23 protein-coding genes and 1 other annotated feature are annotated in these 22631 nt (G+C 38.4%); of the genes, 13 read left to right on the top strand and 10 right to left on the bottom strand.

Translation table 11 applies throughout. The annotated features are described in order from the left end of the window. Positions 1-63: 63 nt before the first annotated feature. From serA to AC3WR0_RS11810, 3 genes are all read right to left on the bottom strand, one after another. Positions 64-1674 carry a phosphoglycerate dehydrogenase gene (serA, locus tag AC3WR0_RS11820; RefSeq protein WP_492552506.1) on the bottom strand — a complete coding sequence of 537 codons (1611 nt, stop codon included), beginning with the start codon at positions 1672-1674 and terminating at the stop codon, positions 64-66. Further along, positions 1667-2824: a pyridoxal-phosphate-dependent aminotransferase family protein gene (locus AC3WR0_RS11815; RefSeq protein ID WP_492552505.1), complete on the bottom strand. Its 1158-nt coding sequence runs from the start codon at positions 2822-2824 to the stop codon at positions 1667-1669. Before AC3WR0_RS11815 ends, serA begins: the two co-directional genes overlap by 8 nt. 68 nt (positions 2825-2892) lie before the next feature. After that, positions 2893-3097, bottom strand: a binding site (T-box leader). Between the two features lie 104 nt (positions 3098-3201). Then, a complete protein-coding gene (locus tag AC3WR0_RS11810; protein WP_492552504.1) occupies positions 3202-3450 on the bottom strand; it encodes a transcriptional regulator SplA domain-containing protein in 249 nt (82 codons plus the stop codon). A 349-nt stretch (positions 3451-3799) separates the two neighbouring features. On the opposite strand from AC3WR0_RS11810, the gene AC3WR0_RS11805 reads away from it, so the two are divergent. Beyond that, positions 3800-5047 carry an NAD(P)/FAD-dependent oxidoreductase gene (locus tag AC3WR0_RS11805; protein ID WP_492552503.1) on the top strand — a complete coding sequence of 416 codons (1248 nt, stop codon included), beginning with the start codon at positions 3800-3802 and terminating at the stop codon, positions 5045-5047. A 39-nt stretch (positions 5048-5086) separates the two neighbouring features. Here the strand turns inward: AC3WR0_RS11805 and AC3WR0_RS11800 are convergent, their stop codons facing one another. Then, positions 5087-6256 carry a glucose-1-phosphate adenylyltransferase gene (locus AC3WR0_RS11800; protein ID WP_492552502.1) on the bottom strand — a complete coding sequence of 390 codons (1170 nt, stop codon included), beginning with the start codon at positions 6254-6256 and terminating at the stop codon, positions 5087-5089. Between the two features lie 276 nt (positions 6257-6532). Here AC3WR0_RS11800 and AC3WR0_RS11795 point away from each other — a divergent pair, with 276 nt between their 5' ends. Beyond that, positions 6533-7303, top strand: a complete 771-nt coding sequence (locus tag AC3WR0_RS11795; RefSeq protein WP_492552501.1) for a class I SAM-dependent methyltransferase — start codon at positions 6533-6535, stop codon at positions 7301-7303. Positions 7304-7486: 183 nt separating this feature from the next. Here the strand turns inward: AC3WR0_RS11795 and AC3WR0_RS11790 are convergent, their stop codons facing one another. Beyond that, complete coding sequence (locus AC3WR0_RS11790) at positions 7487-8761, bottom strand: MFS transporter (protein ID WP_492552500.1); 1275 nt, start codon at positions 8759-8761, stop codon at positions 7487-7489. Positions 8762-8774: 13 nt separating this feature from the next. Further along, the gene (locus AC3WR0_RS11785) at positions 8775-10091 is read right to left on the bottom strand and encodes an alkaline phosphatase family protein (RefSeq protein ID WP_492552499.1); all 1317 of its coding nucleotides are present in this window, start codon (positions 10089-10091) and stop codon (positions 8775-8777) included. A gap of 295 nt (positions 10092-10386) precedes the next feature. Between AC3WR0_RS11785 and AC3WR0_RS11780 the strand changes: the two genes are divergently transcribed. Beyond that, the gene (locus AC3WR0_RS11780; RefSeq protein ID WP_420800284.1) at positions 10387-10470 is read left to right on the top strand and encodes a putative holin-like toxin; all 84 of its coding nucleotides are present in this window, start codon (positions 10387-10389) and stop codon (positions 10468-10470) included. A 341-nt stretch (positions 10471-10811) separates the two neighbouring features. Beyond that, positions 10812-11309 (top strand): YbaK/EbsC family protein, encoded by a 498-nt coding sequence (locus AC3WR0_RS11775; RefSeq protein WP_492552498.1) that lies wholly within the window; start codon positions 10812-10814, stop codon positions 11307-11309. Positions 11310-11654: 345 nt separating this feature from the next. On the opposite strand, the gene AC3WR0_RS11770 is transcribed toward AC3WR0_RS11775, so the two are convergent. The 3 genes from AC3WR0_RS11770 to AC3WR0_RS11760 all read right to left on the bottom strand — a co-directional run bounded on the left by AC3WR0_RS11770 (position 11655) and on the right by AC3WR0_RS11760 (position 15060). Continuing rightward, entirely contained in the window at positions 11655-12500 is an 846-nt protein-coding gene (locus AC3WR0_RS11770; protein WP_492552497.1) for a phosphotransferase, read from the bottom strand. 288 nt (positions 12501-12788) lie between these two features. After that, positions 12789-12992 (bottom strand): YbdD/YjiX family protein, encoded by a 204-nt coding sequence (locus tag AC3WR0_RS11765; RefSeq protein WP_492552496.1) that lies wholly within the window; start codon positions 12990-12992, stop codon positions 12789-12791. Continuing rightward, positions 12985-15060 (bottom strand): carbon starvation CstA family protein, encoded by a 2076-nt coding sequence (locus AC3WR0_RS11760; RefSeq protein ID WP_492552495.1) that lies wholly within the window; start codon positions 15058-15060, stop codon positions 12985-12987. The genes AC3WR0_RS11765 and AC3WR0_RS11760 overlap by 8 nt, the downstream gene beginning before the upstream one ends. Before the next feature lie 790 nt (positions 15061-15850). Here AC3WR0_RS11760 and AC3WR0_RS11755 point away from each other — a divergent pair. From AC3WR0_RS11755 to AC3WR0_RS11720, 8 genes are all read left to right on the top strand, one after another. Then, entirely contained in the window at positions 15851-16450 is a 600-nt protein-coding gene (locus tag AC3WR0_RS11755) for a class I SAM-dependent methyltransferase (protein ID WP_492552494.1), read from the top strand. A gap of 116 nt (positions 16451-16566) precedes the next feature. Next, positions 16567-16743 carry a hypothetical protein gene (locus tag AC3WR0_RS11750; RefSeq protein ID WP_492552493.1) on the top strand — a complete coding sequence of 59 codons (177 nt, stop codon included), beginning with the start codon at positions 16567-16569 and terminating at the stop codon, positions 16741-16743. Positions 16744-16795: 52 nt separating this feature from the next. Beyond that, positions 16796-16942, top strand: a complete 147-nt coding sequence (locus AC3WR0_RS11745) for a hypothetical protein (protein WP_492552492.1) — start codon at positions 16796-16798, stop codon at positions 16940-16942. A gap of 50 nt (positions 16943-16992) precedes the next feature. Further along, the gene (locus AC3WR0_RS11740) at positions 16993-17739 is read left to right on the top strand and encodes an MBL fold metallo-hydrolase (protein WP_492552491.1); all 747 of its coding nucleotides are present in this window, start codon (positions 16993-16995) and stop codon (positions 17737-17739) included. Between the two features lie 203 nt (positions 17740-17942). Further along, positions 17943-19307, top strand: coding sequence for a spore germination protein (locus AC3WR0_RS11735; protein WP_492552490.1), 1365 nt, complete (start codon positions 17943-17945; stop codon positions 19305-19307). Beyond that, on the top strand, positions 19308-20213 hold the full coding sequence (locus tag AC3WR0_RS11730) for a GerAB/ArcD/ProY family transporter (protein ID WP_492552489.1): 906 nt from the start codon (positions 19308-19310) through the stop codon (positions 20211-20213). A 15-nt stretch (positions 20214-20228) separates the two neighbouring features. After that, positions 20229-20435 carry a hypothetical protein gene (locus tag AC3WR0_RS11725; protein WP_492552488.1) on the top strand — a complete coding sequence of 69 codons (207 nt, stop codon included), beginning with the start codon at positions 20229-20231 and terminating at the stop codon, positions 20433-20435. Positions 20436-20466: 31 nt separating this feature from the next. Further along, on the top strand, positions 20467-21561 hold the full coding sequence (locus AC3WR0_RS11720) for a Ger(x)C family spore germination protein (protein WP_492552487.1): 1095 nt from the start codon (positions 20467-20469) through the stop codon (positions 21559-21561). A gap of 214 nt (positions 21562-21775) precedes the next feature. Here the strand turns inward: AC3WR0_RS11720 and AC3WR0_RS11715 are convergent, their stop codons facing one another. Further along, positions 21776-22039 (bottom strand): hypothetical protein, encoded by a 264-nt coding sequence (locus tag AC3WR0_RS11715; RefSeq protein WP_492552486.1) that lies wholly within the window; start codon positions 22037-22039, stop codon positions 21776-21778. Positions 22040-22526: 487 nt separating this feature from the next. Here AC3WR0_RS11715 and AC3WR0_RS11710 point away from each other — a divergent pair, with 487 nt between their 5' ends. Then, positions 22527-22625 carry a hypothetical protein gene (locus AC3WR0_RS11710; RefSeq protein ID WP_492552520.1) on the top strand — a complete coding sequence of 33 codons (99 nt, stop codon included), beginning with the start codon at positions 22527-22529 and terminating at the stop codon, positions 22623-22625. Positions 22626-22631 lie beyond the last annotated feature (6 nt).

Raw genomic sequence — 22631 nt, 5'->3', positions numbered from 1 at the left:
GGCAAAGCCCCTTTTTGTTTTTTATAGAAATAATAGCTGAAAAAGGATTAGATTAATTCTATTTTAAAATGGAGCAGCCGTTTCAATGGCTGTGATGTCCAATACCTGCACTTCATTTAGGCCATTAATTAATTCAAGTGAACGTTTGGCAGTATCATCCACCTTTTTATCAAGCGTTAAAACCATGATTGCATCGCCGCCAATTTCGGCCCGGCCAACCTGCATAGTAGCAATATTAATGCGATGCTCACCCAAGACTGATCCTACTTTTCCAATCATGCCCGGAATATCGGTATGCTTGATATATAAAAGGTGTTCCTCGGGCCTAACATCGACCTGGTAATCATTCATTTTAACAATCCTTGCTCCATACCCTTCCAGTACAGTGGCTCCGACACGCGCAGTTTCTTTTCCACGGGTCAGCGTTAGTTCCAGGTAGCTGGCAAAGCCTTTGCTTGCATCATTATTTTGAACAAGATAAGGAATACCCTGTTCCTTTAAAAGATGGAAAACATTTATAAGATTTACAGAGTCAGAGAAATGCCAGGAAAGGATTCCTCTAAGTATTGTCCTTGTCAATAGGTCGGTATCTTCTGCTGCCAGGTCCCCAGAGTAGGTAACTTCAATTTTATCCGGAGCCTCTTTTAACAGCTGTACAGCCAATTGACCCATCTGTTCCCCTAGAAGGAAGAAGGATTTTATTTTTTTCTGGGCCTCTCCAGTAATTGGCGGCATATTAACGGCATTACGAATTGTTTGTGTTTCTAAAATATCAATAATTTCACCACTTACTTCGAGGGCTACTTTTTCCTGAGCTTCAACTGTGGAAGCTGCCAGGTGGGGAGTTACAATGACATTTGGATGTGAAAGTAATTCTGGGTCAATATAAGGTTCTTTTTCAAATACATCCAATGCTGCTCCTGCCACCTGCCCAGATTCTAAAGCTTTAATTAAGGCTCTTTCATCAATTATCCCGCCACGTGCACAATTGATAAAACGAACACCTTTTTTCGTTTTTGCTAAAAGTTCTTCATTAACCAAATTTCGTGTATCGTTTGTAAGAGGGGTATGAAGAGTAATAATATCCGCCTCTTGGGCTATTTCATCAACGGTAGCTTTTTTAATTCCTAGTTTAGTAGCCCGTTCTGCAGTCAAATAAGGGTCGAATCCTAATATGTTCATTCCAAAGCTTTTTGCACGCTTTGCAACTTCAGTCCCGATTTTCCCCATTCCAATTATTCCGAGTGTTTTTTTGTATAGTTCAATCCCTTTAAATGAATTTCGATCCCATTTACCGCTTGCTGTTACTTTATGTGCCTGCGGAATACTTCTTACAAGGGAAAGCATGAGTGCCAGAGTATGCTCAGTAGCAGCAATAGTATTAGCTCCAGGAGCATTAATGACTATAATTCCTTTTTTCGTAGCAGCATTCACATCAATATTATCGACTCCAACTCCGGCACGGGCAATAACTTTAAGTTTGCCGGCGTGTTCAATAAGTTCTGCTGTTACTTGTGTTTGGCTGCGAACGATTAATGCATCATATTGTCCAATAACTTCTATTAGTTGGGCTGGATTAAGTCCAACCTGTTTTTCAATTGTAAAATTCGGATGCTCGGCAATAGTTACTAAGCCTTCATCACTGATTGAATCTGTTACAAGAACTTTATACATATTCCAACCAAGCCTCCTGTGCTTTTGAAATCCCTTTTCCTAATATTCCTTTACCTGCAGTTTCGCTTAACGTCATTTCAAGTGCATTTAAAACTCTTAGCATGTCAAAGGGGGTGCAATACCCCATATGGCCAATCCTGAAAATCTCACCTTTTAATTTCTTCTGGCCGCCTGCAAGGATTATTCCGTAATTGTTTTCCAAAGCGCTTTTAATCTGTTTTGATTCGCTTGTATTTGTTATAACTGCTGTAACTGTAGGAGAAGCATCATCATCGGAAGCCAGAAGAGGCAGCTCCAATGCCTTTAATCCTTCCCTAAGCATTTTCTTTAAAAGCATATGGCGTGAAATTACCTCTTCAAGTCCTTCTTCCTCAATCATGCTGCAAACTTCCCTGGCACCATAAATCAATGATACAGCTGGCGTAAATGGCGTTGAATATTCCTTTTCATATGAGGTAACATACTTATTTAAATCTAAATAAAATCTCTTTGTACGGCAATTCTTTACTGCCTCTTTGGCCCTATTGCTTAAGGCAACAAAAGCGAGACCAGGAGGAAGCATTAACGCTTTTTGGGAACCCGATACAAGCATATCTATATGCCAGCTTTCCATATCAACAGGTACAGCACCGATACAGCTAACACCATCCACAACAAACAAGGCATCAGAGATTCGATTAACTGTTTCCCCCAGCTGCTGAATAGGATTTAATACACCAGTGGAAGTTTCACAATAGGTGGCAAAAACAGCTTTTACATTTTTTCCTATTGTTTTAACATATTCCTCTAGCTCGTCAGGGTGACAAGCTTTTCCCCATTCTACTTCCAATCTGTGAACATTAGCGCCAAAGGTTTCGCAAATGGAAGCAAAACGGTCACCAAAAGCTCCTGTTACAACAACTACAATCTCATCATTTGCTTCTACAATATTGGATGCAGCTGTCTCCAATGCTGCGGTTCCGCTGCCAGAAATAAGGATTACGGGGTTTGTTGAACCAAAAATAGGAGCCAGACGAGTGGCAGTTTCTTCAAGTAATTTTGGAAATTGTTTTCCCCTGTGGGCAATCATTGGCACATTCATTGCCTGTATAACCCGTTCAGGAACTGGTGTGGGTCCAGGCGTTAAAAGAAATTTTTGATCCATAAGCATGGAAAATGCACATCCTTTCGTTATATAAAAATAAAAACGCCCCTTATAACAGGCATATTCATCCTGTTATAAGGGGCGTGAGTAACGCGGTACCACCCTAATTTATTACTGGGAACCAGTAAACTTGAAAAGGTAACGGCATATGCCGGGCCGGCTTACTAATTTCAGCAGACCTGTTCAGAAGGGCTGGGCTTTTTAAAGAATAGCATCGGTTTGCACCATCCACCGACTCTCTGAGGCACTTCTTTAAGCCGTCTTCATCATTACATTTTAATATTTCAGATAATATAGGGATTATTCTACATCGGTAATTTAGTATTGTAAAGCGAAAAAGAGAAAATTCTTAAATTTTTTAAAATTTGAAGTAAAGTGAATTTCTAAAAATCATAATCCTCGTAATGCTCATTGTATGCTTTTTCTGCAGCCTGTTCCGTCGGAAAAAAGGCATCATCTTCTTCTATAAGGTGAAAGGATTCATGCAAAAATAATGCTAACTTTTCAGGGTCTTTTGGGTGCTGAACAATTTCAGCTGCCTTAATATTAGCAACGGAAGGTGTATGCGGATTATGATAAATCACAAATACCTCGTCACCAGCTTTAACATCTTTCGGATCAATTATATCCATCGACATCATGCCTTTCTGTTTTTTTCTTAGCTTATCCCAAAGTGTATAAAAGTAATTCAAGGGGTTTTCTTTTATATAAAAGAAAACCTTATGAGACAAAGAAGAATCAAAAAAAAGCAGCCACCTATCTCATTTAAAGGAAGTCTTTTACGAGAGGTAATTACTTTCCTAATATATTAAAGATGTTTAAGTGATTTCCGGTTACATACCGCAAATTGTCCACCAAAATTGTCATTAATATTTCCCGAAATTAAAGTTTACCTTAGAAAAGGTCTGGAATAAAATGAAGAAAAAGGAATTGTGAATTATTTCACAAATGATTCAAGTCAATTCCATAGGGGTGAAGATAATGGCGGAGAAAGTAAAGATCGTTATTTTAGGAGGCGGATACGCCGGATTACTGACAGCTGTAACTCTCCAAAAAAAGGTCCATGCCAAAAGGGCAGAAATCACTTTAATTAATAAACATGATTATCACTATTTAACAACAAAAATACATGAATCTGCAGCTGGAGCGCTTAATCCGGAATTAATACACCTCCCAATATCAAATTTAATTGATACTGAAAGAATTCACCTAATAAAAGACGAAGTAATAAAAATAGATCTAGTGAAAAAAGAAGTTATTCTAAAAAACTGTTCCGAAAGATATGATTATTTAGTGGCTGCAATGGGAGGGGCCCCGAGGACCTTTAATATCCCAGGTCTTAATGAAAATGGACATTTCATATTTGACTTTGAGGGAACAGAAAGACTAAGGACCCATATCAAAAATCAATTTATTAAGTATAATGCGGACCAGGATGAAAGCAGGCTGACATTCGTCATAGGTGGAGCAGGCTTTACTGGTATAGAATTTCTCTTTGAGTTCCTGGAGCAAATACCTGAAATGTGTAAAAAGTATGGGATAGAAGAAGAAAAAGTAAAAGTAATCTGCGCAGAATCTGCAACAACATTATTAAATGGGTATGACCCCCGAATGGCACAGGATGCCTGGAAATCAATGCAACAATTAAAATGTAAAGTGCAAGGTGGATTAGCCATTTCTTCCTGTTCAAATAAAGAAGTACTCTTTAGTGATGGAAATACGGTTAAAACGAATACATTGATCTGGGCTGGCGGAATTAAGGGCAATCCAATAGTTGAAAATTTGGGATTTCCGATGTTGGATGGGAGAGTAATCGTCAATGAGTATTTGGAAGTTGAGGGCCACAAGGGAATTTATATACTTGGTGATGCATCCGTAAGTTTTTCTCCAGAAGGAGAGCCATATCCGCCTTCTGCTCAAATTGCGCTTCAGCAGGGACAATATTGTGGGAAAAATATAGCCTTAAAAGTATATGGCCAGCCTGTAAAGCCTTTCACTTATATTTACAGGGGAACTGTTATGTCACTCGGAAAAAGGAATGCAACGGGAATGGTTTATGGAAATCATATAAACGGAAAACTAGCTTCCTTTATAAAATATGTAATTGAAATGCGCTATTTTTATATGTTGGGGGGCCTCCGTATGCTGGCTAAAGAGATCAAAAGGGAGCAGTTAATACTCAAGAACCATTCCAAAGATACTATTCAAAAAAAACAAATTAACATATAAGAAGGATAGCGCCTGCTATCCTTCTTTTTGTTTGATTTTTTACATAGAAAATGTTGCCGTATAGGCTGCTGTTTCCCTGAAAAAATGATTATCACCAACAAGGGCAATCTCATTATCGGGATAAGAAGATTTAATTACAATCCTGTCGTTTACATAAACATTACATCCAATGATAGCATTTTGGATTAGTACATTGTCGCCGATTTCTGCATCAGGGAGAATGACTGAATCACGAATTACGGAATTCTTCCCGATTTTTGCTCCCGTACATACGACTGAGTTCTTAACAATTCCGTAGATTTTACAGCCCTCACTGACAAGAGAGTTCATTATAACCCCCTTAGAATCCAAATAGAGCGGGGGATGGCACCGTTCTTCAGTATAAACTCTCCAATCACTGTTATTTAAAAATATATTGGAGTGAGCGTTTAAAAGGTCCATATTTGCCTGCCAGAAGCTTTCAACGGTTCCTACATCCCGCCAATAACCATCAAAGCGGTAGGCATATAGGGAAAGCCTATCTGCGAGCATTGCTGGAATAATATCCTTTCCAAAATCACTTGAAGGGAAAATATTGTTTCCTTTGGCTTCCAAATAGTTCACTAAAACTTCTTTTTTGAAAATATATACTCCCATTGAAGCCAGTTTGGAGGAAGGTCGGTTCGGTTTTTCTTCAAATTCAATAATCCTACCCTGCTTGTTTGTTTTAAGAATGCCAAAACGGTTTGCTTCTTCCCAAGGAACATTTACAGCAGAAATAGTGACATCCGCTCCAGTAAGAATATGCTGTTTAAGAAGGAGGCTGTAATCCATTTTATAAACATGGTCAGCTGAAATGATAAGAACATGGTCGGGATTATATTGCTCGATAAAATGAATATTTTGATAGACCGCACCTGCCGTACCATCATACCAGCGAATCTGATCCCGTGACTCAAATGGCGGTAAAAGTGTAAGGCCTCCATCAGGTCTGTCTAAGTGCCAGTTTTGCCCGTTGCCGATATATTTATGGAGAACATGAGGCTGATATTGGGTAAGCACACCCACCGTATCAATATTAGAATTTCTGCAATTGCTTAAAGCGAAATCAATGATTCGATATTTTCCTCCAAATGGAACAGCAGGTTTTGCAATACTGTTAGTTAATGTTTTCATTCGATTGCCTTTGCCTCCTGCCAGCAGCATAGCAATACATTTACGCTTAGCCAATTTTTACACCTCCGCCAAATCTATCCTCATAACAATATAGATTTTTATTTGAATTTCTTGTTAATGAGATGTTTCAATTTGGTTAATAGATTAAAAATCTGACATAAATACAGTGCAAAGATATATACGCGGGTTTCTAAAAGAATATACTTTTTTTGTCCAAATTGGTGGAGATTGATAAGGAACACTTATGCGTTTTAATAAATAAGTAGTATTTTAATTTATAAGGTTAAAGTTGTATAGTTAAATTAGCCGATTAAAACAGGAGGGGAGTACATGGATATAAAGAAAGATGTAAAGGAGCAATTTGGCAGGAATGCAGAATCATATGTTAACAGCAAAATCCATAAAGAAGGCAAGGATTTATATAAGCTTGTCCAGATCGCCAGCCTGATTGGGGATGAGAGAGTACTTGATATTGCTACAGGAGGCGGGCACACTGCCAATGCCTTTGCACCTTTTGCTGACAAGGTAACTGCAATTGATTTGACACCTGAAATGCTAAGAGCAGCAGAAGCCTTTGTAATAGGAAATGGAAACAGCAATGTTGATTTTCTTGTAGCTGACGCGGAAAATCTTCCATTCTCTCCGGAATTATATGATGCTGTTACTTGCCGAATTGCACCCCATCATTTTCCCAACATCAAAAGTTTTATTGAAGAAACGTATCGTGTACTTAAACCAGAGGGACAATTCCTGCTTGTTGATAATGTTGCCCCGGAAAAGGACAGTTTTGATTCCTTTTATAATACTATTGAGAAAAAGAGGGACTATAGCCATTTTAGGGCCTGGAAAAAGTCCGAATGGCTGGTAATGCTTGAATCAGCCGGGTTTGAAATCAAAGAAGTTCACCGGTTTGAAAAAACCTTTCAGTACAACTCGTGGTGTGAACGGATGAAACTTTCAGAAGAGGATAAAATGGAATTGAACCAATTTATACTTGCAGCAGACAAGGAGATAATAAAGAAATTCCGGATACAGTTTTCAGGTAATGCAGTAGCCTCCTTCCAGGGAGAATCAATCATCTTAAAAGCGATCAAATATTAGATTATTGCGTTAATTATAGCGCTTTTTTCTTTTTTTTACGATTAAAAAGCCTTGCTTATTTTACAATAAGGTGATTAAAAAGCCACACCGCTTAAAATTAGGAAGAAAGTTTCCCAATCTGCATTAACGATATTTAAGCAATAATAGAGCAGAAACGAAAAACCGTTCCTGCTCTATTATTAGTTAACCTTGGATAGATTTGGAGACAGAAACTTTCTTACTTACTGGAACTCTGCTTAAAATAAACCCGCCTATCAAAAATAGTATAACCAGGCTAAACACGCCGCTATTTGTATTTCCTGTAATTTGAGTAGTAACTCCAACTAAAAAGGGGCCCATTATTGCTGCAAATTTTGAAAAGATGTTATAAAAGCCAAAGAATTCATTAGCGGACTCTTTAGGAACCAGCCTTGCAAAGTATGCACGGCTTAAAGCCTGGATTCCCCCTTGTGATGATGCTACAAGCATAGCAAGAATCCAAAAGTCTAAAGTTGTTTTCAAAAAGTAAGCATAGATGCAAATGATAATATAAACAAATATACCTACCAGAAGCATCGTTTTTCCTCTGAACTTTTCGGCAAGACGGCCATAGAGGATGGCAAATGGTGCCGCTACCACCTGAGTTGCAAATAAAATAATTAGCAAGTTTGTTGAAGTTATTCCAAGGTCTGAACCATAAGAGGTAGACATTGTAATAATAGTATCAACACCATCAATATAAAAGAAATAGGCAATTAAAAACAAGAACAAAGCACGGTATGCTTTGATATGCGTAAAGGTTTGGCGGATTCTTTTGAAACTGTTTGATACAGGGTTCGGAACTCTTTCTTTATAATAGACCTGATTAACATTTTTTAGCATTGGGATGGTAAATATCCCCCACCAAAGGGCGGTAATTGCAAAGGCTGCCTGGCTTGCTGCTGTAACTGAAAGAGGGAGAACTTTTTGCTGTGCAAAAATAATCAATGCGATACTTATAAGGAAGGGTATAGTACTTCCAATATACCCCATAGCAAATCCTCTTGAGGAAACTCGATTCATTCGATCTTCACTTGTTACATCCACCAAAAATGCATCATAAAAAATATTGGCACCAGCAAATCCTGCAACCGTACACATATAACAAATTAAGAGAACAAGCCAGTGTTCATTCGGAACTATAGATAATAGCGCTGTAAAAACAATACCGAGTGAAAAGAAAAAGGTAAAGAATCTTTTCTTGAACCCTTTATAATCACCAATAGTTCCTAAAAGGGGAGCAAATAGGGAGACAAGCAAAGTAATTAAGGAGTTGGCGTATCCCCAATATGCTGTCGAAGTGGAAGCAGCAATTCCTGCTTCAGAAGCAGCAGATTTAAAATATAAAGGAAAAATGGCAGTTGTTATGATTAATGAATAAGCAGAATTTGCCCAATCGTAAAAGGTCCAGCTTTTTTCTTGTTGGGTGATTCGATTCATTTATTTTCCCCCTTTAATTGGAAAACTCCAGCATTTCCTCGATTACTCTTCCATCTGTATCATCAAGTGCTAATCCCAAAATCCTCGCAAAAGTCGGACCTTCGTCTACAAGCCGCATTGTGGGAATGGGGAAGTTTTCTCGGATCCCATTTCCTGCTGCTATGAACACTGTTGAATAGTCTTCCTTCTCTGGTGAATATCCATGAGTGGCAAGAGTATATTTTTTATCAGCCTTGACGTCCTCTCTATCAATCTCTTTTATATAATCGCCTTTACAATCCTCTAAAAAATAAAACCCTTTCCTTGCTTCAACCATAAAAGTACAATTTGGATCAGCCCCTTTCTCATCAGCTTCTTCAGAGGTAAGAATCCTCTCAATACCATAATCAGGAGTATCTAGCAAAGAAGTAAGAAGCAGTTTAACATCATGAAATGATTTAGAATCATTTTTATCTTTTAAATAAATGTATGCTGAGCCGTCACAGCTTTTGCAATATGCCTTCCAATTTATCACCTTGCCATTTTCACTTACATTGATGAGCTTCTTTTCAGCCAGCAAAACATTCAAATGAAGCGCTTTCTTTTCATCAAGGGCGCTATGGTCTCCAAGTATAACAATTGAGGTTTCATCATAAATCCGGCTGTCCTTTAATGCCTCTATAATTTTTTCGAGCCGGTGATGATGCCTGTATATAGCTGCCTCTGCTTCTTTTGAGGAAAATCCGTAAAAATGACGCTGAGAATCAAGGTCGACAAAATGAACCATCAGCAAATTTGGTTTTTTCGTTTTAATGGTATATATCGTAGAAGCTAAGACAAAATCATCCAGTTGAGGCTGGTTCAGCCCATTTCGCAGATGGCCAAAACGTCTGTCCAAATCCAATTGATACAACGGGCTGCCGTTAAAAAGTGAAACCATAACTTGATTCTTCCACGGCCGATTTGCAAAAATCTCTGGCATATTGTAATCAATTTTTGCTTTGCCAGTTACCGGCCATAATAGTGAGGCTGTTGTCATACCAGCCTTTTTGGCTTCATCATAGAGGGTTGTTCCTTTGATGGCTGGACGGTACCAATTCCAGTCTGGTGAAGTTCTTCCAGGCTGCAACAGTGTATTGTTTATGATTCCATGCCGTTTTGGGTAATTTCCCGTCACAATTGAAGTGTGGCATGGGTAAGTAACCGAAGGATAAATACTTTCGACACGATCAGAGTATGAGCCTTGTTTTATTATCGATTGAAAATGAGGCAGTTGCTGCAATAAAGGGAAATCTAATCCAGACAGGCAGTCAAATGAAATAATAATTAGATGTTTGGCAAGGGGCTTCATAAAATCCTCCAAAGTCTCTTGGTTTATAGCTTAATTGTACTATATATAAAATTAAAAGGTGGAGAATTTACTGAAAATTAAATGTTTTAAGCTTTTCATTTTTAGAGGAACTATTATTTTGGCTATTTAATAGAGAGATATTTGATGGGTTCAGCTGGATATCAATTCTATTAACAGAAATATTAATAAAACATATGTTCGTATTTTTATCATGAAAATGATATAATATAAGAACAATAGAAAAGGTTTTCTTGAGGGTGGTCGGCTCACTTCCTGTGAAAGGGGGTGGTGCTGTATGACAGTATTCGAATCTATAATGGCCATGATCGGCTTTGCAACATTAGTAATCTCGATTTTGTCATTTAGCCAAAAAAAATAATCCACCCTTGAGTTGACGGCTCAGGTGGATTATCTCCGGTTAACAGCCGATCCCGTTGAAGGAACCGTCTATTGCTAAGCCGCCCATGTTCCCGCATGTCCGGCTTTTTTTGTATTCAGATTTAATAAATAGGTAAGTTCTGAACGCATAAACTACGGCTAAGGCTGCCCCGAGGGTCTGCAATCGCCAAGTTTCTAATCATATTTGTTTATTTGGGTCAATTATACCAGATTTGTCTCAAAAAGAAAACATAACCATTCATTCTGGATGCACTTTACTTGAAAAAGGAAACTCGTTGTCTTAAACTTTGAAAAAACATTTAAGATAAGAGGAAAATTATTATGTTATTCGAAAAGGTAAGCAATTTTGTAAGGCATTATGATCCTGATCTTGTACCGCTTGAATTTAATGACAATACCAATACGGTAGAGGAAGCAGCCGAAGTTTTAGGAGTAGAAGAAGCTCAAATAGCTAAATCAATTCTTTTTAAGGCCGGTGATAAATTTGGATTATTTGTCATGGCTGGTGATATCCGGATGAACCAGAAAAAAGTAAAACTTCTTCTTGGCTCCGGTAAACCGAAGCTTGCATCACCGGAAGAGGTAGTAGAAATAACCGGTTTCCAGGTTGGCGGTGTCTGTCCTTTTGCTTTAAATAAACAGGTTCCTATATTTTTAGATGAGTCAATGAAAAGGTTTGATATTGTTTTTACAGCAGCAGGGACAGCACAGTCTGCGCTGCCAATCACATTCGAGCAATTACAGCAGATCACCGGAGGGATTGTCATTGATACACAATCAACAGAAGTAAACGAACTGATTGAAGCGAAGGCAGAATAAACTCATGTTTACATAATATAATTATGTTGATTACTGTTGCGCATTAGGCCAATATATATTAAGAAAAGCCACCAAGGGAAACTTAGTCATTTCCAATGGGGAAAATAGAACTCACTACATTCATTTTATCAACTTGATAACCTTCAGATTACTAGACATTTAATTAATCGGAACTATTTTTAGTTCCATTCTAACGGATCTTCCAGGTATATCCCAGTTAGAAGAAGAGTTACCTCAAAAAGTATGAAAACACTAATGAATATAGCCCAGCTAAAAAAGAACTTATGAAGGAAATCGAGAGCGCAGAGCACTTATTTGGTATAAATGTATGAATTAAGGCTTCTCCTAAGACGAAGAAGCCTTTTTCTGCTCTATTAATTTTTTCCAGTAACTCCATGAATCCAGATATCTTTCCAGATCATCAGGATGATGTTTAATGCAGGCTGCGATTCGCAAATAAAGACCTACTGCAACCTCTTTATACAGCCCATGAACACTTTTACCATGTATGAGGAGGCTGGCGGCAGAATTAATAACATCTTTTGTTAAATCGTGGGGGGTAGAGCAGAAGGCGTAAATCAGATCATATACTGGCTCACCGTAAACAGGAATAGGATCGATAACCCCTGAAAGCTTACCATCTCTAAAAATAAAATTATGAAAACCGCAATCGCCATGGAGCAGAAAAGGGGTGTCGCCGATTTTATGTTCCAGGGCTAATTTTTTTGTCCTTTCAGCATCTTCCAGTGGGAGTTTATCACCAATAATAACGCTTGCTTGTTCAATTGCATTAATGAGAAACTCATTCCAGGAAGAAGAAGGTTCATCTGCCCAGCCCCAGCCTTCAAATGATTCATTTTTTTGATAGTGGTTGATTTGCTTATTGACCAAATCCTTCAGAGCTTCGGCCTTATTTATCTCCCTGAAACTTACAGCGCCTTCTATAAATGAATACATCAAAAATTCATATGAAGGATCTACGTAATAAAGCCGTGGCAGTAATTTTATGGATTGATATTTCTCTAGAAACATAGCCTCGGATCTTGTAACAGCGGGGGGGTTATATTTCACTACTTTTTTTGAGCCATCATGAAATTCCAAAAGGACCAGCTTGCTCATCGTTCCGCCGCTTAATAACTTTTCACTGCTAATTTCATCCGGCACAATTCCTCTATCAATTAAATCTTTCATAGATAAAACAATCCTCTCCAAAAAGCATCAATTACTAATTCTACTGAATGAAATAAATCCCTTTAAAATTGTAGAGGAAAGGCTCCTTTGATGCTAATTCTGCTGGGCGTTTTGTGACTATTTTTCTTTCGATGGAGAGATCTTGTACCGAACCATCTTCTTTCATTACTGTTTTTAAATTCAATGGAAGATTCCGGTAACGTATCGGCGCCTGATTTAAATGCTGCTTCTTTTCAGCCTAAGAGCAGATGAAAAACCCCTGGCAATATAAATCACCAGGGGTTTTTGTTAACAGCACCTTGATACTTTGCCGCCTTTGGCATTATATCGGGCTTCCTGTGCTTCACAAAAGAAATCCTTTCTGGATTTCATCGGATCGCCAGGGTGATGCGTTTTCATGTGCTCTACATATGTTTCATAGCTGGGAACCCCAACTAAAAGGCTGATGAACTGTCTGCGAAAGCCAAGGATGTTTTGAATTTTTTTAAGCATAATGTCCGATTCCTCCGTCATCACGAGGGACATGCGGAGTTTCATGCAAAGTCGTTTTCTTGTTTGTCAGTACCTTATACCAAATTCCGAGGGCGGATATAAAGACAAGCAGTACAACCAACATGAAAAATCCGCAAAGAGCTGCGTCAACATAATCATTGAATAGAACCTGATTCATTTGTTTAACATTTGCAGCAGGAGCAAGTACTTCACCTTTATCCAGGCTGGTCTTAAATACATTTGCATGCGCCAGGAATCCGATTTTAGGAATCGGGGAGAAGATTTTCTGCCAGCCCGCGGTTAATGTAACGAGAAGGATCCAGGTTGTCGGAATGAGTGTAACCCATACATATGCTTTTTTACCCATTTTATATAATATGGTTGTGCCAAGCAGCAGGGCGATTCCGGCAAGCATCTGGTTCGCAATTCCAAACAGCGGCCATAACGTATTAATTCCCCCTAGTGGGTCAATAACCCCTTGGTATAGGAAGTAGCCCCACATCATTACGCATAACGCTGTCGCAATAATATTCGGAATGAAAGCCTCCGTTTTTGCAAACGGCTTGTAAGCAGATCCGATTAAATCCTGAATCATAAAACGGCCCACACGTGTACCAGCATCAATTGTTGTGAGGATAAATAAAGCTTCAAACAGGATGGCAAAGTGGTACCAGAATGCCATCAACGTTTTCCCGCCAATGACCTTTGAAAAAATAACGGCCATTCCAATTGCAAGAGTAGGAGCTCCTCCAGTACGGGAAAGAATAGATTGCTCACCAACGTCTTTTGCGATAGAAGTTAAAGCATCAGCAGTTACAGTAAAGCCCATGTCTGTCACTGCCTTTGCTGCCTGGACAGCGTCCGTTCCAATAACGGCAGGAGGACTGTTGATGGCAAAATAAATTCCTGGTGTAAGCACGCACGCAGCAATCATGGCCATTACAGCAACAAAAGATTCAGTAAGCATGGCACCATACCCAATCATCGGAGCATGTGATTCGCGTTCGATCATTTTAGGAGTTGTTCCGGATGATACCAAAGCATGGAAGCCTGAAACCGATCCACACGCAATCGTAATAAACAGGAATGGGAAGAGGTTACCCGCAAAAATTGGTCCTGTTCCATCCACAAACTTTGTAACACTAGGCATTTGAAGATCAGGTGCAACAATCAAAATTCCTAGAGCAAGTCCGACAATAGTTCCGACTTTTAAGAAGGTACTTAAATAATCGCGTGGTGCCAATAGGAACCATACTGGAAGTACCGAAGCGATAAAGCCATAGCCAATCATCATATAAGCAATTGTTTCTCCCTTGAAAGTGAACATGCTGGCCAAAGCTGGATCCTTGCTGATATATTGTCCCGCAGCAAGCGATAAAAGAAGGAGTACGATGCCGATAATGGAGGCTTCACCCACACGGCCCGGCCTGATATACCTCATATAAACACCCATAATGATTGCGATTGGAATAGTCGCCGCAATCGTAAACATACCCCATGGGCTTCCAGCAAGTGCTTTAACAACGACAAGGGCAAGAACAGCCAATAAAATAATCATAATTCCCAAAATGCCAATCATGGCGATAATTCCTGTGAATTTGCCCATTTCGTCCTTAATCATTTCACCCAATGACTTTCCGTTCCGTCGCATGGAACCAAACAGAATAATAAAATCCTGGACAGCACCGGCAAGAACAACACCAACCACAATCCAGATAGTTCCCGGTAAATACCCCATTTGCGCTGCCAAAATAGGTCCAACAAGCGGTCCTGCACCGGCAATGGCTGCAAAATGATGTCCGAACAGCACCCACTTATTGGTTGGTACATAGTCTTTTCCATCATTATTGATTTCTGCAGGGGTTTTGCGGCTATCATCGAGCTGGAAAACCTTTGCGGCTATAAAACGGCTATAGAACCGGTAGGCAACAGCATAAATACAGACAGCTGCAGTAACCAGCCAGACGGCGTTTATGCTTTCTCCTCTGTTTAGAGCCATTACTGCAAAGCCAACTGCACCCACTGCAGCAATGAGCCCCCAAATAATAATAGACTTAAGCGCTTTCAAATCTAATCGCTCCTTTCGAGTATTTTCCTAGTCCTAACAACCAGTTATTAGGACCAAGTCTAACTATAATATATTACAATTTTAAGAAAATTTGTAACATTTTCTCTTCCTATTTAATAAAATGTTGCTTTAGTCCTGTTAAAAGGTATTAAAGCATGTATGAGGAATATAACGAAAGGCAGCATATAAAGCATAATCTGGATTTTCTACTATGTTGATTGGAACGAAATGTAGTAGACTCAAGCTGAAAGGGAGTGCCATGAGCGAAAATCAACGGTCAATCTTAACTGAGGCAAAAAAAGACATATATAATAGAGGTTAAACGAAAAAGCATTTTGAATACAATAAGCAGATAAGAAATGAGTGGTTTGAGTTTTTAGGCTCTTTTCAACTGACAATTATCGGCTCGGAGGACCTGCGGTATAGTGAACCTCTTACACTTGTACATTCTATCAATTTTGAAAATGAGTGGATTCCAATTTATAGATAAATAAGGCTGGAATTTTGCATTATAATGAGTTTACCTTTTTGGAGGATGCCAGTCAGATGCATGAAAGAAGGCATCCTGAATAAAAGCGTTCGTATATAGGCTCAGAAATGTAAAAGCAGCTATTAGTTCTTGAACCTGGTGTAAGTGATTTGCTTTTAGAGAGTGATCAATCCTATTATTGTCCATGAGATTCAACATATCAAAGCTTGTTGTATGGGCCGCGAGCTATTGGCTTATGATGTCCCCTTTCAATTTTATTGAAAGAAAACTAGGTTAAATGAGAATTAGAAGGTGATAGAGATGGGACGAGCATTCGCAGACTGGTATGACTTTTTTATGAGTCCTTTGGAAAAATCAAAATTCAAAGGAATTAGAACCAAGCTCGTGAGTAAAGCAATTGGAAATGTTTTAGAAATAGGTGCTGGCACGGGGGTGAATTTTCCTCTATATAATAAGGCAGATAAAGTAACAGCCATTGAACCAAGTAAATACATGATTGAAGAATCGAAAGCAAAGCTCTTGAAGGCAAATGTACCCATTCAAATTATTCAGGCGGGGGCAGAAAAACTTCCATTTGAAAATGACAGTTTCGATACCATTGTTGCAACACTCGTATTTTGTACCATTCCTGATGTAAATGCAGCTATAAAGGAAATAAAGAGAGTTTGCAAACCCGACGGCAAAATCCTTCTTTTTGAACATGTAAAAATGGAAAATCCTATGCTGGCGAAGCTTCAGGTTAAGCTTACTCCCTATTGGGAAAAGGTTTGTGACGGCTGCTGCCTCGACCGAAATACTATTGAATCATTTAAACGAAATGGCCTCGTAATCGAAAAAGTGGATTCCTATTTCAAAGGACTGTTTATTACTGCAGAAGCAAGGCAGAATACTAAAGGATAGGAATAAAATTGTTTCAATAAAAGTGATCTCGGAGGATACGGATACGCTTGAATTTCGCCGAACAAAGACCTTTAACTTTTATCTAGGCCATATATACAAAAGCAAGGCATATTCAATTGTTTGGGGAAGTTTTAACCACTGAAAGTCTTCCGTTGATACCTATTTTCCATGCGGAAATTACAGATACCACTGCAGCACCTTATTCAGATAAGCTGATGCTTATTGTAGGATTTGTGTTCTCAACATGGTTTATTATGGAACTGGTTGGGAATCCTCAGCAAGAAGAGATTTAACGCCAAAGTATTTGTCAGCTATTTCAGGGGATTTAAAAATTGGGCGGGAGATTTGGAAGATTTAATGATTGGTTTGAACACCCTCATTTTGCCGAAGATCGAAATGACCAGCGATGAAAGAGAAGTGAGCGGAGCGAAAGCCTCGCTCTTTTTAGGTTCTTTGGCACTAAGGGAGAAAATGAACAAATCAAAAGAATAGCTAAAAATTTTTATGGGTGGTAAATTATCCAACATAGAGGAGGAGTTAACATGAGAATTTCTAAAGGTGTGGAGATGCTTGAACTCGAAGCATCTATTTTTGGGAGAAAGATGGTACTTAATCTAACTTTGTTATGGGACGAGAATGAAGCTCTTCTGATTGATACTGGAATGGCAGGACAATCCGGTCAAATTTTTGATGCAATAAAGGAGCTTGGAATTCCAAAAGATCATTTAAAAACTGTTATTTTGACTCATCAGGATATTGATCATATTGGAAGCATACCTCAAATTATCGAAGCACTTAACGGCGAGGTAAAGGTACTGGCACATGAAAAGGACCGCCCATATATCGAGGGAGATCTTCCTTTGATTAAAACTAATGCTGAAAGAATGGCTGAAAGGCTAGCAGCACTGCCCAAGGAGCAGTATGAACAGGCTATGGAATTATTTCGGAATTTCCCTAAAGCACACGTGGACCAAACTCTTGATGATGGAGAGGAGTTGTCGTTCTTTGGGGGAGTTAAGGTCATTTATACACCAGGCCATACTCCTGGCCATATTAGCTTGTACTTAAAAGAAAGTAAAACATTAGTAACCGCAGACGCAATGGTTTCAGCCGAAGGAAAGCTTCATGGACCGGTAGAACAAAATACTCCTGATATGACAGCAGCAAAGGAATCTCTTAAAAAATTCCTTGATTATGACATTGAGAAGGTCATTTGCTACCATGGCGGTCTAGTTACCGAAAATATTAAGGAGCAGCTTCAGGCCATCATTAATGGAGAGCAAGCTTGATTATTAATGTGATTTCACTGAATTAGCAGATTTAGAGCAGCACCCAAAAAGGTGCTGCTTTTTTGCTGTCAGAGGATTTTTGCATGTAAATGCACAAGGGAGGACTTAAGCTAATAACTGTATATCCTTATCATAAATCTTTAAAAAAGGTACAAACTAAGGAATATGATCACCGTCAGGTAGGCAAAGGGAGAGATATAATTTTGGATTTATTAAAAGATCCTATTGAAAAACTGAAGGAGCAATTCCAAGATAGTGCAGACCTGACAGTACATGAATTTGAATTTTATCATGACAAAATAAGACTGGTTTTTCTTCAGACGTTATGTGATGACAAGAAGATTAAAGACAATATTCTACAGCCGTTAATGTTATGTGAACGCAGAACTACATATGTTCTGCATTTATTATCACTGCCTGCAAGCAAGCCCTATAGTAAAGATGATGATGTTACAAAGCTGCTGCTTGAAGGTAACGTACTGATTTTACTGGATAATGAAATCATTTTTTATAAGGCAACAAAAATTAATAACAAAGAGCCTCAGGAAGCCAATGTTGAGATGTCAGTATTAGGGCCCAAAAAAGCATTGAGCGAGAATCTGGATAATAATATTACACTTGTCCGTTTTAGATACCCTACCAATAAATTAAAAGTAGAAAACTCTGAAGTCGGAACAATGTCAAAAACTAAAATAGCTATTTTATATGATGTGGATTATGTGCAGCATGATGTGTTAGATGATTTAAAGGAGCGTCTCTCCAACATAAACATCGATATGATTCAGGCTGCCGGACAACTCGAAAATGCTTTAACAACAGAAAAGTTTACCATTTTTCCGACTATGATGATTACGGAAAGACCTGATAGAATTGCGTTGAATCTTTCACAGGGTAAAATTGTTATTTTATTGGATGGAACACCTTTCAGCCTCATTTTACCTGCTGTTTTTTTTGACTTTATTTCATCTATGGATGATCTGTTTCACGCCTTTTGGGTTAAACAGCTTATGGTCCTTTTACGTTATTCAGGATTACTAATTACAATTACCTTGCCATCTATCTATATTGCTATTACAGGATTTAATCCAGAAATACTGCGTTCGCAGCTGGCGCTTACCATTGCCGGAAGCCGTGCTGCAGTTCCTTATCCGGCTTTTTTTGAGGTTATCTTGATGCTGCTGGCAGTAGAAATGCTCGTCGAAGCAAGCATTCGCCTTCCCACGGTAATCGGTCCAACTGCTACAACAGTAGGGGGGCTTATTCTCGGTCAGGCTGCACAGCAGGCACAACTAGTAAGCGCCATAATGATTATCATTACTGCCTTTGTGGCAATATCCAATTTTACGATCCCTATAAATGCCATGAGCTTTGCTGTTCGCTGTCTTAGGTATCCCTTAATTATACTTTCAAGCTTATTCGGAATTATTGGCCTTATTGCAGGTTTAGTGCTTGTCCTCTGTTATTTAACAGAAATAAGAAGCTTTGGAAAACCTTATTTAGCGATTTACTGGGGTTCATCCAAAGAGATCAGAGTGATCAGTGAGACTCCTAAGGAGGAGCAGAGATAAATGATTCGCCACTTTTTTTACCTTGTTTTATTGGTCATGTTTTTGAATATTATTCTAAACGTACCAAGCATCCTCCTACAAAACCGTTTCCAAGGCAGTATTATGTCGATGATAATCGGTATTCCTCTAAGTACAGGATTATCTTATTTTTTTATTAAAGGAATTAGCAAATTTAAACAACAGAGCCTCAGTGATATTTTCCTTGAAATGCTTCCTAAATTTGTGGCCGTACCATATTTAATTTTCTTAGGTTTAATGTGGACTTCGGCAGGCGGGTTTGCCCTTATATCTTACAGCTACATCATTAAGCTTTATCTCAATCCGGAAATGAGTATGAGGGCTATACTTGGATTCTTGCTTACCATAACGATTTATGGTGCTATTCGCAAAAGCCGCTCAATCCTTTATTTGATTGAAATTGTCACACTCGCTGCCTTCCCGCTGGTATTCTATATTCTCTTTAAAACCTTTACAGAAGAAAACTTTTATCCAATTCATATGTTGAGAATTATCCATTTTACCTGGCAGATGCCTAACTATTCATCCTTATCTGCGGCAACTTACATATTCATTGGTTACATCAACCTTGCTGTTTTTAATAGACAAATATATACACAAAAAACTCTTAAATTTTTCTGGACGATTCCGTTAGTGGGCATTGGCATGCTTGCCAGCTCATTCTTTATCCCCATTGGTTTTTTTGGGATTAATGGAATTAAGGACATAGTATTTCCGTGGCTTATGGTCGCAGATACTCTAAGGATGCAGTACGGTTTTATTGAACGGACGATTTATGTTCTCTTAGTGCTTTATTTAATGCTAACACTTATTTTTGCCATTCTGACATGGCATATTGGTTTAAAACTTATCAGCGGGGCCATTTTGAATAAAAACAAAAAGATTTAGTTAGATGGAAAAAGAATGAAACTCTATTCCTATGGTTTTTTGGTCATAATGGGAGTATTAACAGTTATCCTCGAGGAGATTTTTAATCAAAGGGATTTTTTTTATATTGTAAAGCTTTGGTTTAATTTCAGACTTCCTGCTGAAGTACTTCTTGTAATAACAGTCTTTTCCTTATCTGTGAAAAAAGGGAAAGAGAAGAAAGAAGAGTCAGTGAACAGTTAATTTCCCCTTTCAGCCCTTTGGAGGAATATATATGAAAAAGCTCACCTTAATCCTAACCATTTCTTCCTTGCTAATATTAAATGGATGCAGCTATCAGGATATTGATAAGCGTTTTTTTGTCGTAGCAATGGGGATCGATAAAAGTAAAGTTGAGCATGAAAAATACAAAGTTTCATTAAAGCTTAGTATTCCAACAGCGGAGGTACAGCCTGGAAAAGCCAATTCCCAAATCATTAGCCAGGATGCCGACTCCATCTCCGAAGCCATAAGAGTAATGGAATCGGAAGTGGATAAAAAATTTGACTTTGGTCATTGCAGGGTCCTTATCTTTGATGAAAAACTATTAAGGAAAAAACATCAGGTCTTGTTTAACTGGTTTTTTAGAAGAAGGGATATCCAGGGAATAGCTTATGTAGCAATTGGTAAGCCAACGGCAGAAAAGATAATCAAAATTAAAGCAGCTTCAGAAAGGCTTCCAGCCAATGCTCTCGTTCTTGCATTCGATGAAACAACCAATACATCCCCTTATATCACAACAGAAATTTTAAATGATTATTTTATGAGGATTATGGAAAATGGTATTGATCCTTTTTTGCCGATAGTCGAACCAGGAAAAGAAACGTATAAAATAGATACCGCAGCGGTAATCAAAGATAAAAAAGTTGCAGCTGATTTGGGCAGGGAAGAAACACGGATGCTAAACGAATTGCTTAATCGCACCAAAATGGGACAGATAAGTGTAAGTAACAAAAAAGAGAGTTTTTTTGTTAATGTTGAATCTTTTAATACAAAAATGAAGGTCTATACACCTCTCAATCAACGTCCTTTTGTAAATGTTAATATTAAATTAAAAGGTTTTATTGAAGAAGCTGATAGAGAATTAAACCGTAAAAAGGAACTGCAGGATTATGAAAAAACCGCTTCAATGGTACTCGAAAAAAGAACAGTAAAATTTCTGATTCACCTGCAGAAGCTCGGGGTAGATCCTTACGGTTTGGAATTAAAATATCAGGCAAAACATGGTGTTTCAAAAGATATACAAGAAGCATGGACACAAATTTTTAAGAATCTTGAATTCCGAGTAAAGGTTGATATGTCCATAAAGGGAACGGGTACAATGTTTTAGTACTGCAAAAAGGGCCATCTTCGGCCCTTTTTTTAAATTCAACTTTGTAAAAAGTCGAGCTCCAGCGCCCATCAAGTTATATCCCGCTTATCCCAACGATAAGTCGAATTTGAATTCAAGTGTTTGTGCTTCACAGCTTCCTCGTAGAGCTTATATTCAGCTCATCGCAAAGCTGAATGCAGCCATTTCTGAGAAGCCGTTACAGCAAGTTTATTTAGCTTTGCTTAGATGAACGATCACTTGGACTCTTCTTTGAGGATGATGATTCATTTTGAATTTTGTCTGAGGATTCTTCCCTAGCTCCTCGAATATCCCTTCCCCAGAAGAGATCCCATGGGTGTCTTCTAACCTGCTCAGTCTGTACCTCACCTTGAGGTTCACCCTGGTGGTTTCTGTCTTGATTTTCCTGAATGATTTCAACATTGTTTGCATGAATAATGAGATTATCAACATGCAGAACTTTTTTCTTTTTAGACATGCATTAGCCCTCCTATTCTTTCATATTATCCTATTCCGAAAAAGGAAGGAGGTATGGGCGAAAGTCTATATTCAGGAAGAGTGTGTGGGTTTCTTAGTAATTTTCTAATGACATACCGCTTAACCAAATATGTTATAAATAGAAGTTTTATCGAATAAAATGAACCATCTCATTTTAAAGGGTGATTGTGTGAAAAACTCCTCAAGCTTGCCGTATAAGCAACTCCTTGTTCCACCGTTTCGTATGGAAACAGATATCCCAATTGATGAAATACCTTTATATTCCACTATAAACCCAATTGTTCCTCCATTTCTCCCTTACAGGCGTGTGAGCAAATTTCCGACAGACCCTTCACTTCAGCAGCAAATCGAAATTCTAAGACACCGGGAAGAATAGGGGGAAATGAAATGGGATGGGATTCTTCCAGAGTTGACATGAATATATACTCTCAGGGAAAAATAGTTAAATTTGTGTATTCACCTGCAACATATGTTCAAACGGTTGCGGCTGCTATATTGCTGTAAAGAAAGACAAAATTGTCGGTATCATAGGAAACGAAAATTATCCTGTTAATCGCGGCCGCTAAGGACCA

Source organism: Neobacillus sp. FW104-15D2, from assembly GCF_058790155.1.
Note: the sequence above shows the minus strand (reverse complement) of the source record. Positions and strands in the feature narration are given on the sequence as shown.

Excerpts from the sequence above, each read along its gene's own strand:
- serA (WP_492552506.1), bottom strand. The coding sequence starts at position 1,674 with ATGTATAAAGTTCTTGTAACAGATTCAATCAGTGATGAAGGCTTAGTA.
- AC3WR0_RS11815 (WP_492552505.1), bottom strand. The coding sequence starts at position 2,824 with ATGCTTATGGATCAAAAATTTCTTTTAACGCCTGGACCCACACCAGTT.
- AC3WR0_RS11810 (WP_492552504.1), bottom strand. The coding sequence starts at position 3,450 with ATGGATATAATTGATCCGAAAGATGTTAAAGCTGGTGACGAGGTATTT.
- AC3WR0_RS11805 (WP_492552503.1), top strand. The coding sequence starts at position 3,800 with ATGGCGGAGAAAGTAAAGATCGTTATTTTAGGAGGCGGATACGCCGGA.
- AC3WR0_RS11795 (WP_492552501.1), top strand. The coding sequence starts at position 6,533 with ATGGATATAAAGAAAGATGTAAAGGAGCAATTTGGCAGGAATGCAGAA.
- AC3WR0_RS11790 (WP_492552500.1), bottom strand. The coding sequence starts at position 8,761 with ATGAATCGAATCACCCAACAAGAAAAAAGCTGGACCTTTTACGATTGG.
- AC3WR0_RS11785 (WP_492552499.1), bottom strand. The coding sequence starts at position 10,091 with ATGAAGCCCCTTGCCAAACATCTAATTATTATTTCATTTGACTGCCTG.
- AC3WR0_RS11780 (WP_420800284.1), top strand. The coding sequence starts at position 10,387 with ATGACAGTATTCGAATCTATAATGGCCATGATCGGCTTTGCAACATTA.
- AC3WR0_RS11775 (WP_492552498.1), top strand. The coding sequence starts at position 10,812 with ATGTTATTCGAAAAGGTAAGCAATTTTGTAAGGCATTATGATCCTGAT.
- AC3WR0_RS11770 (WP_492552497.1), bottom strand. The coding sequence starts at position 12,500 with ATGAAAGATTTAATTGATAGAGGAATTGTGCCGGATGAAATTAGCAGT.
- AC3WR0_RS11765 (WP_492552496.1), bottom strand. The coding sequence starts at position 12,992 with ATGCTTAAAAAAATTCAAAACATCCTTGGCTTTCGCAGACAGTTCATC.
- AC3WR0_RS11755 (WP_492552494.1), top strand. The coding sequence starts at position 15,851 with ATGGGACGAGCATTCGCAGACTGGTATGACTTTTTTATGAGTCCTTTG.
- AC3WR0_RS11740 (WP_492552491.1), top strand. The coding sequence starts at position 16,993 with ATGAGAATTTCTAAAGGTGTGGAGATGCTTGAACTCGAAGCATCTATT.
- AC3WR0_RS11730 (WP_492552489.1), top strand. The coding sequence starts at position 19,308 with ATGATTCGCCACTTTTTTTACCTTGTTTTATTGGTCATGTTTTTGAAT.
- AC3WR0_RS11725 (WP_492552488.1), top strand. The coding sequence starts at position 20,229 with ATGAAACTCTATTCCTATGGTTTTTTGGTCATAATGGGAGTATTAACA.
- AC3WR0_RS11720 (WP_492552487.1), top strand. The coding sequence starts at position 20,467 with ATGAAAAAGCTCACCTTAATCCTAACCATTTCTTCCTTGCTAATATTA.
- AC3WR0_RS11715 (WP_492552486.1), bottom strand. The coding sequence starts at position 22,039 with ATGTCTAAAAAGAAAAAAGTTCTGCATGTTGATAATCTCATTATTCAT.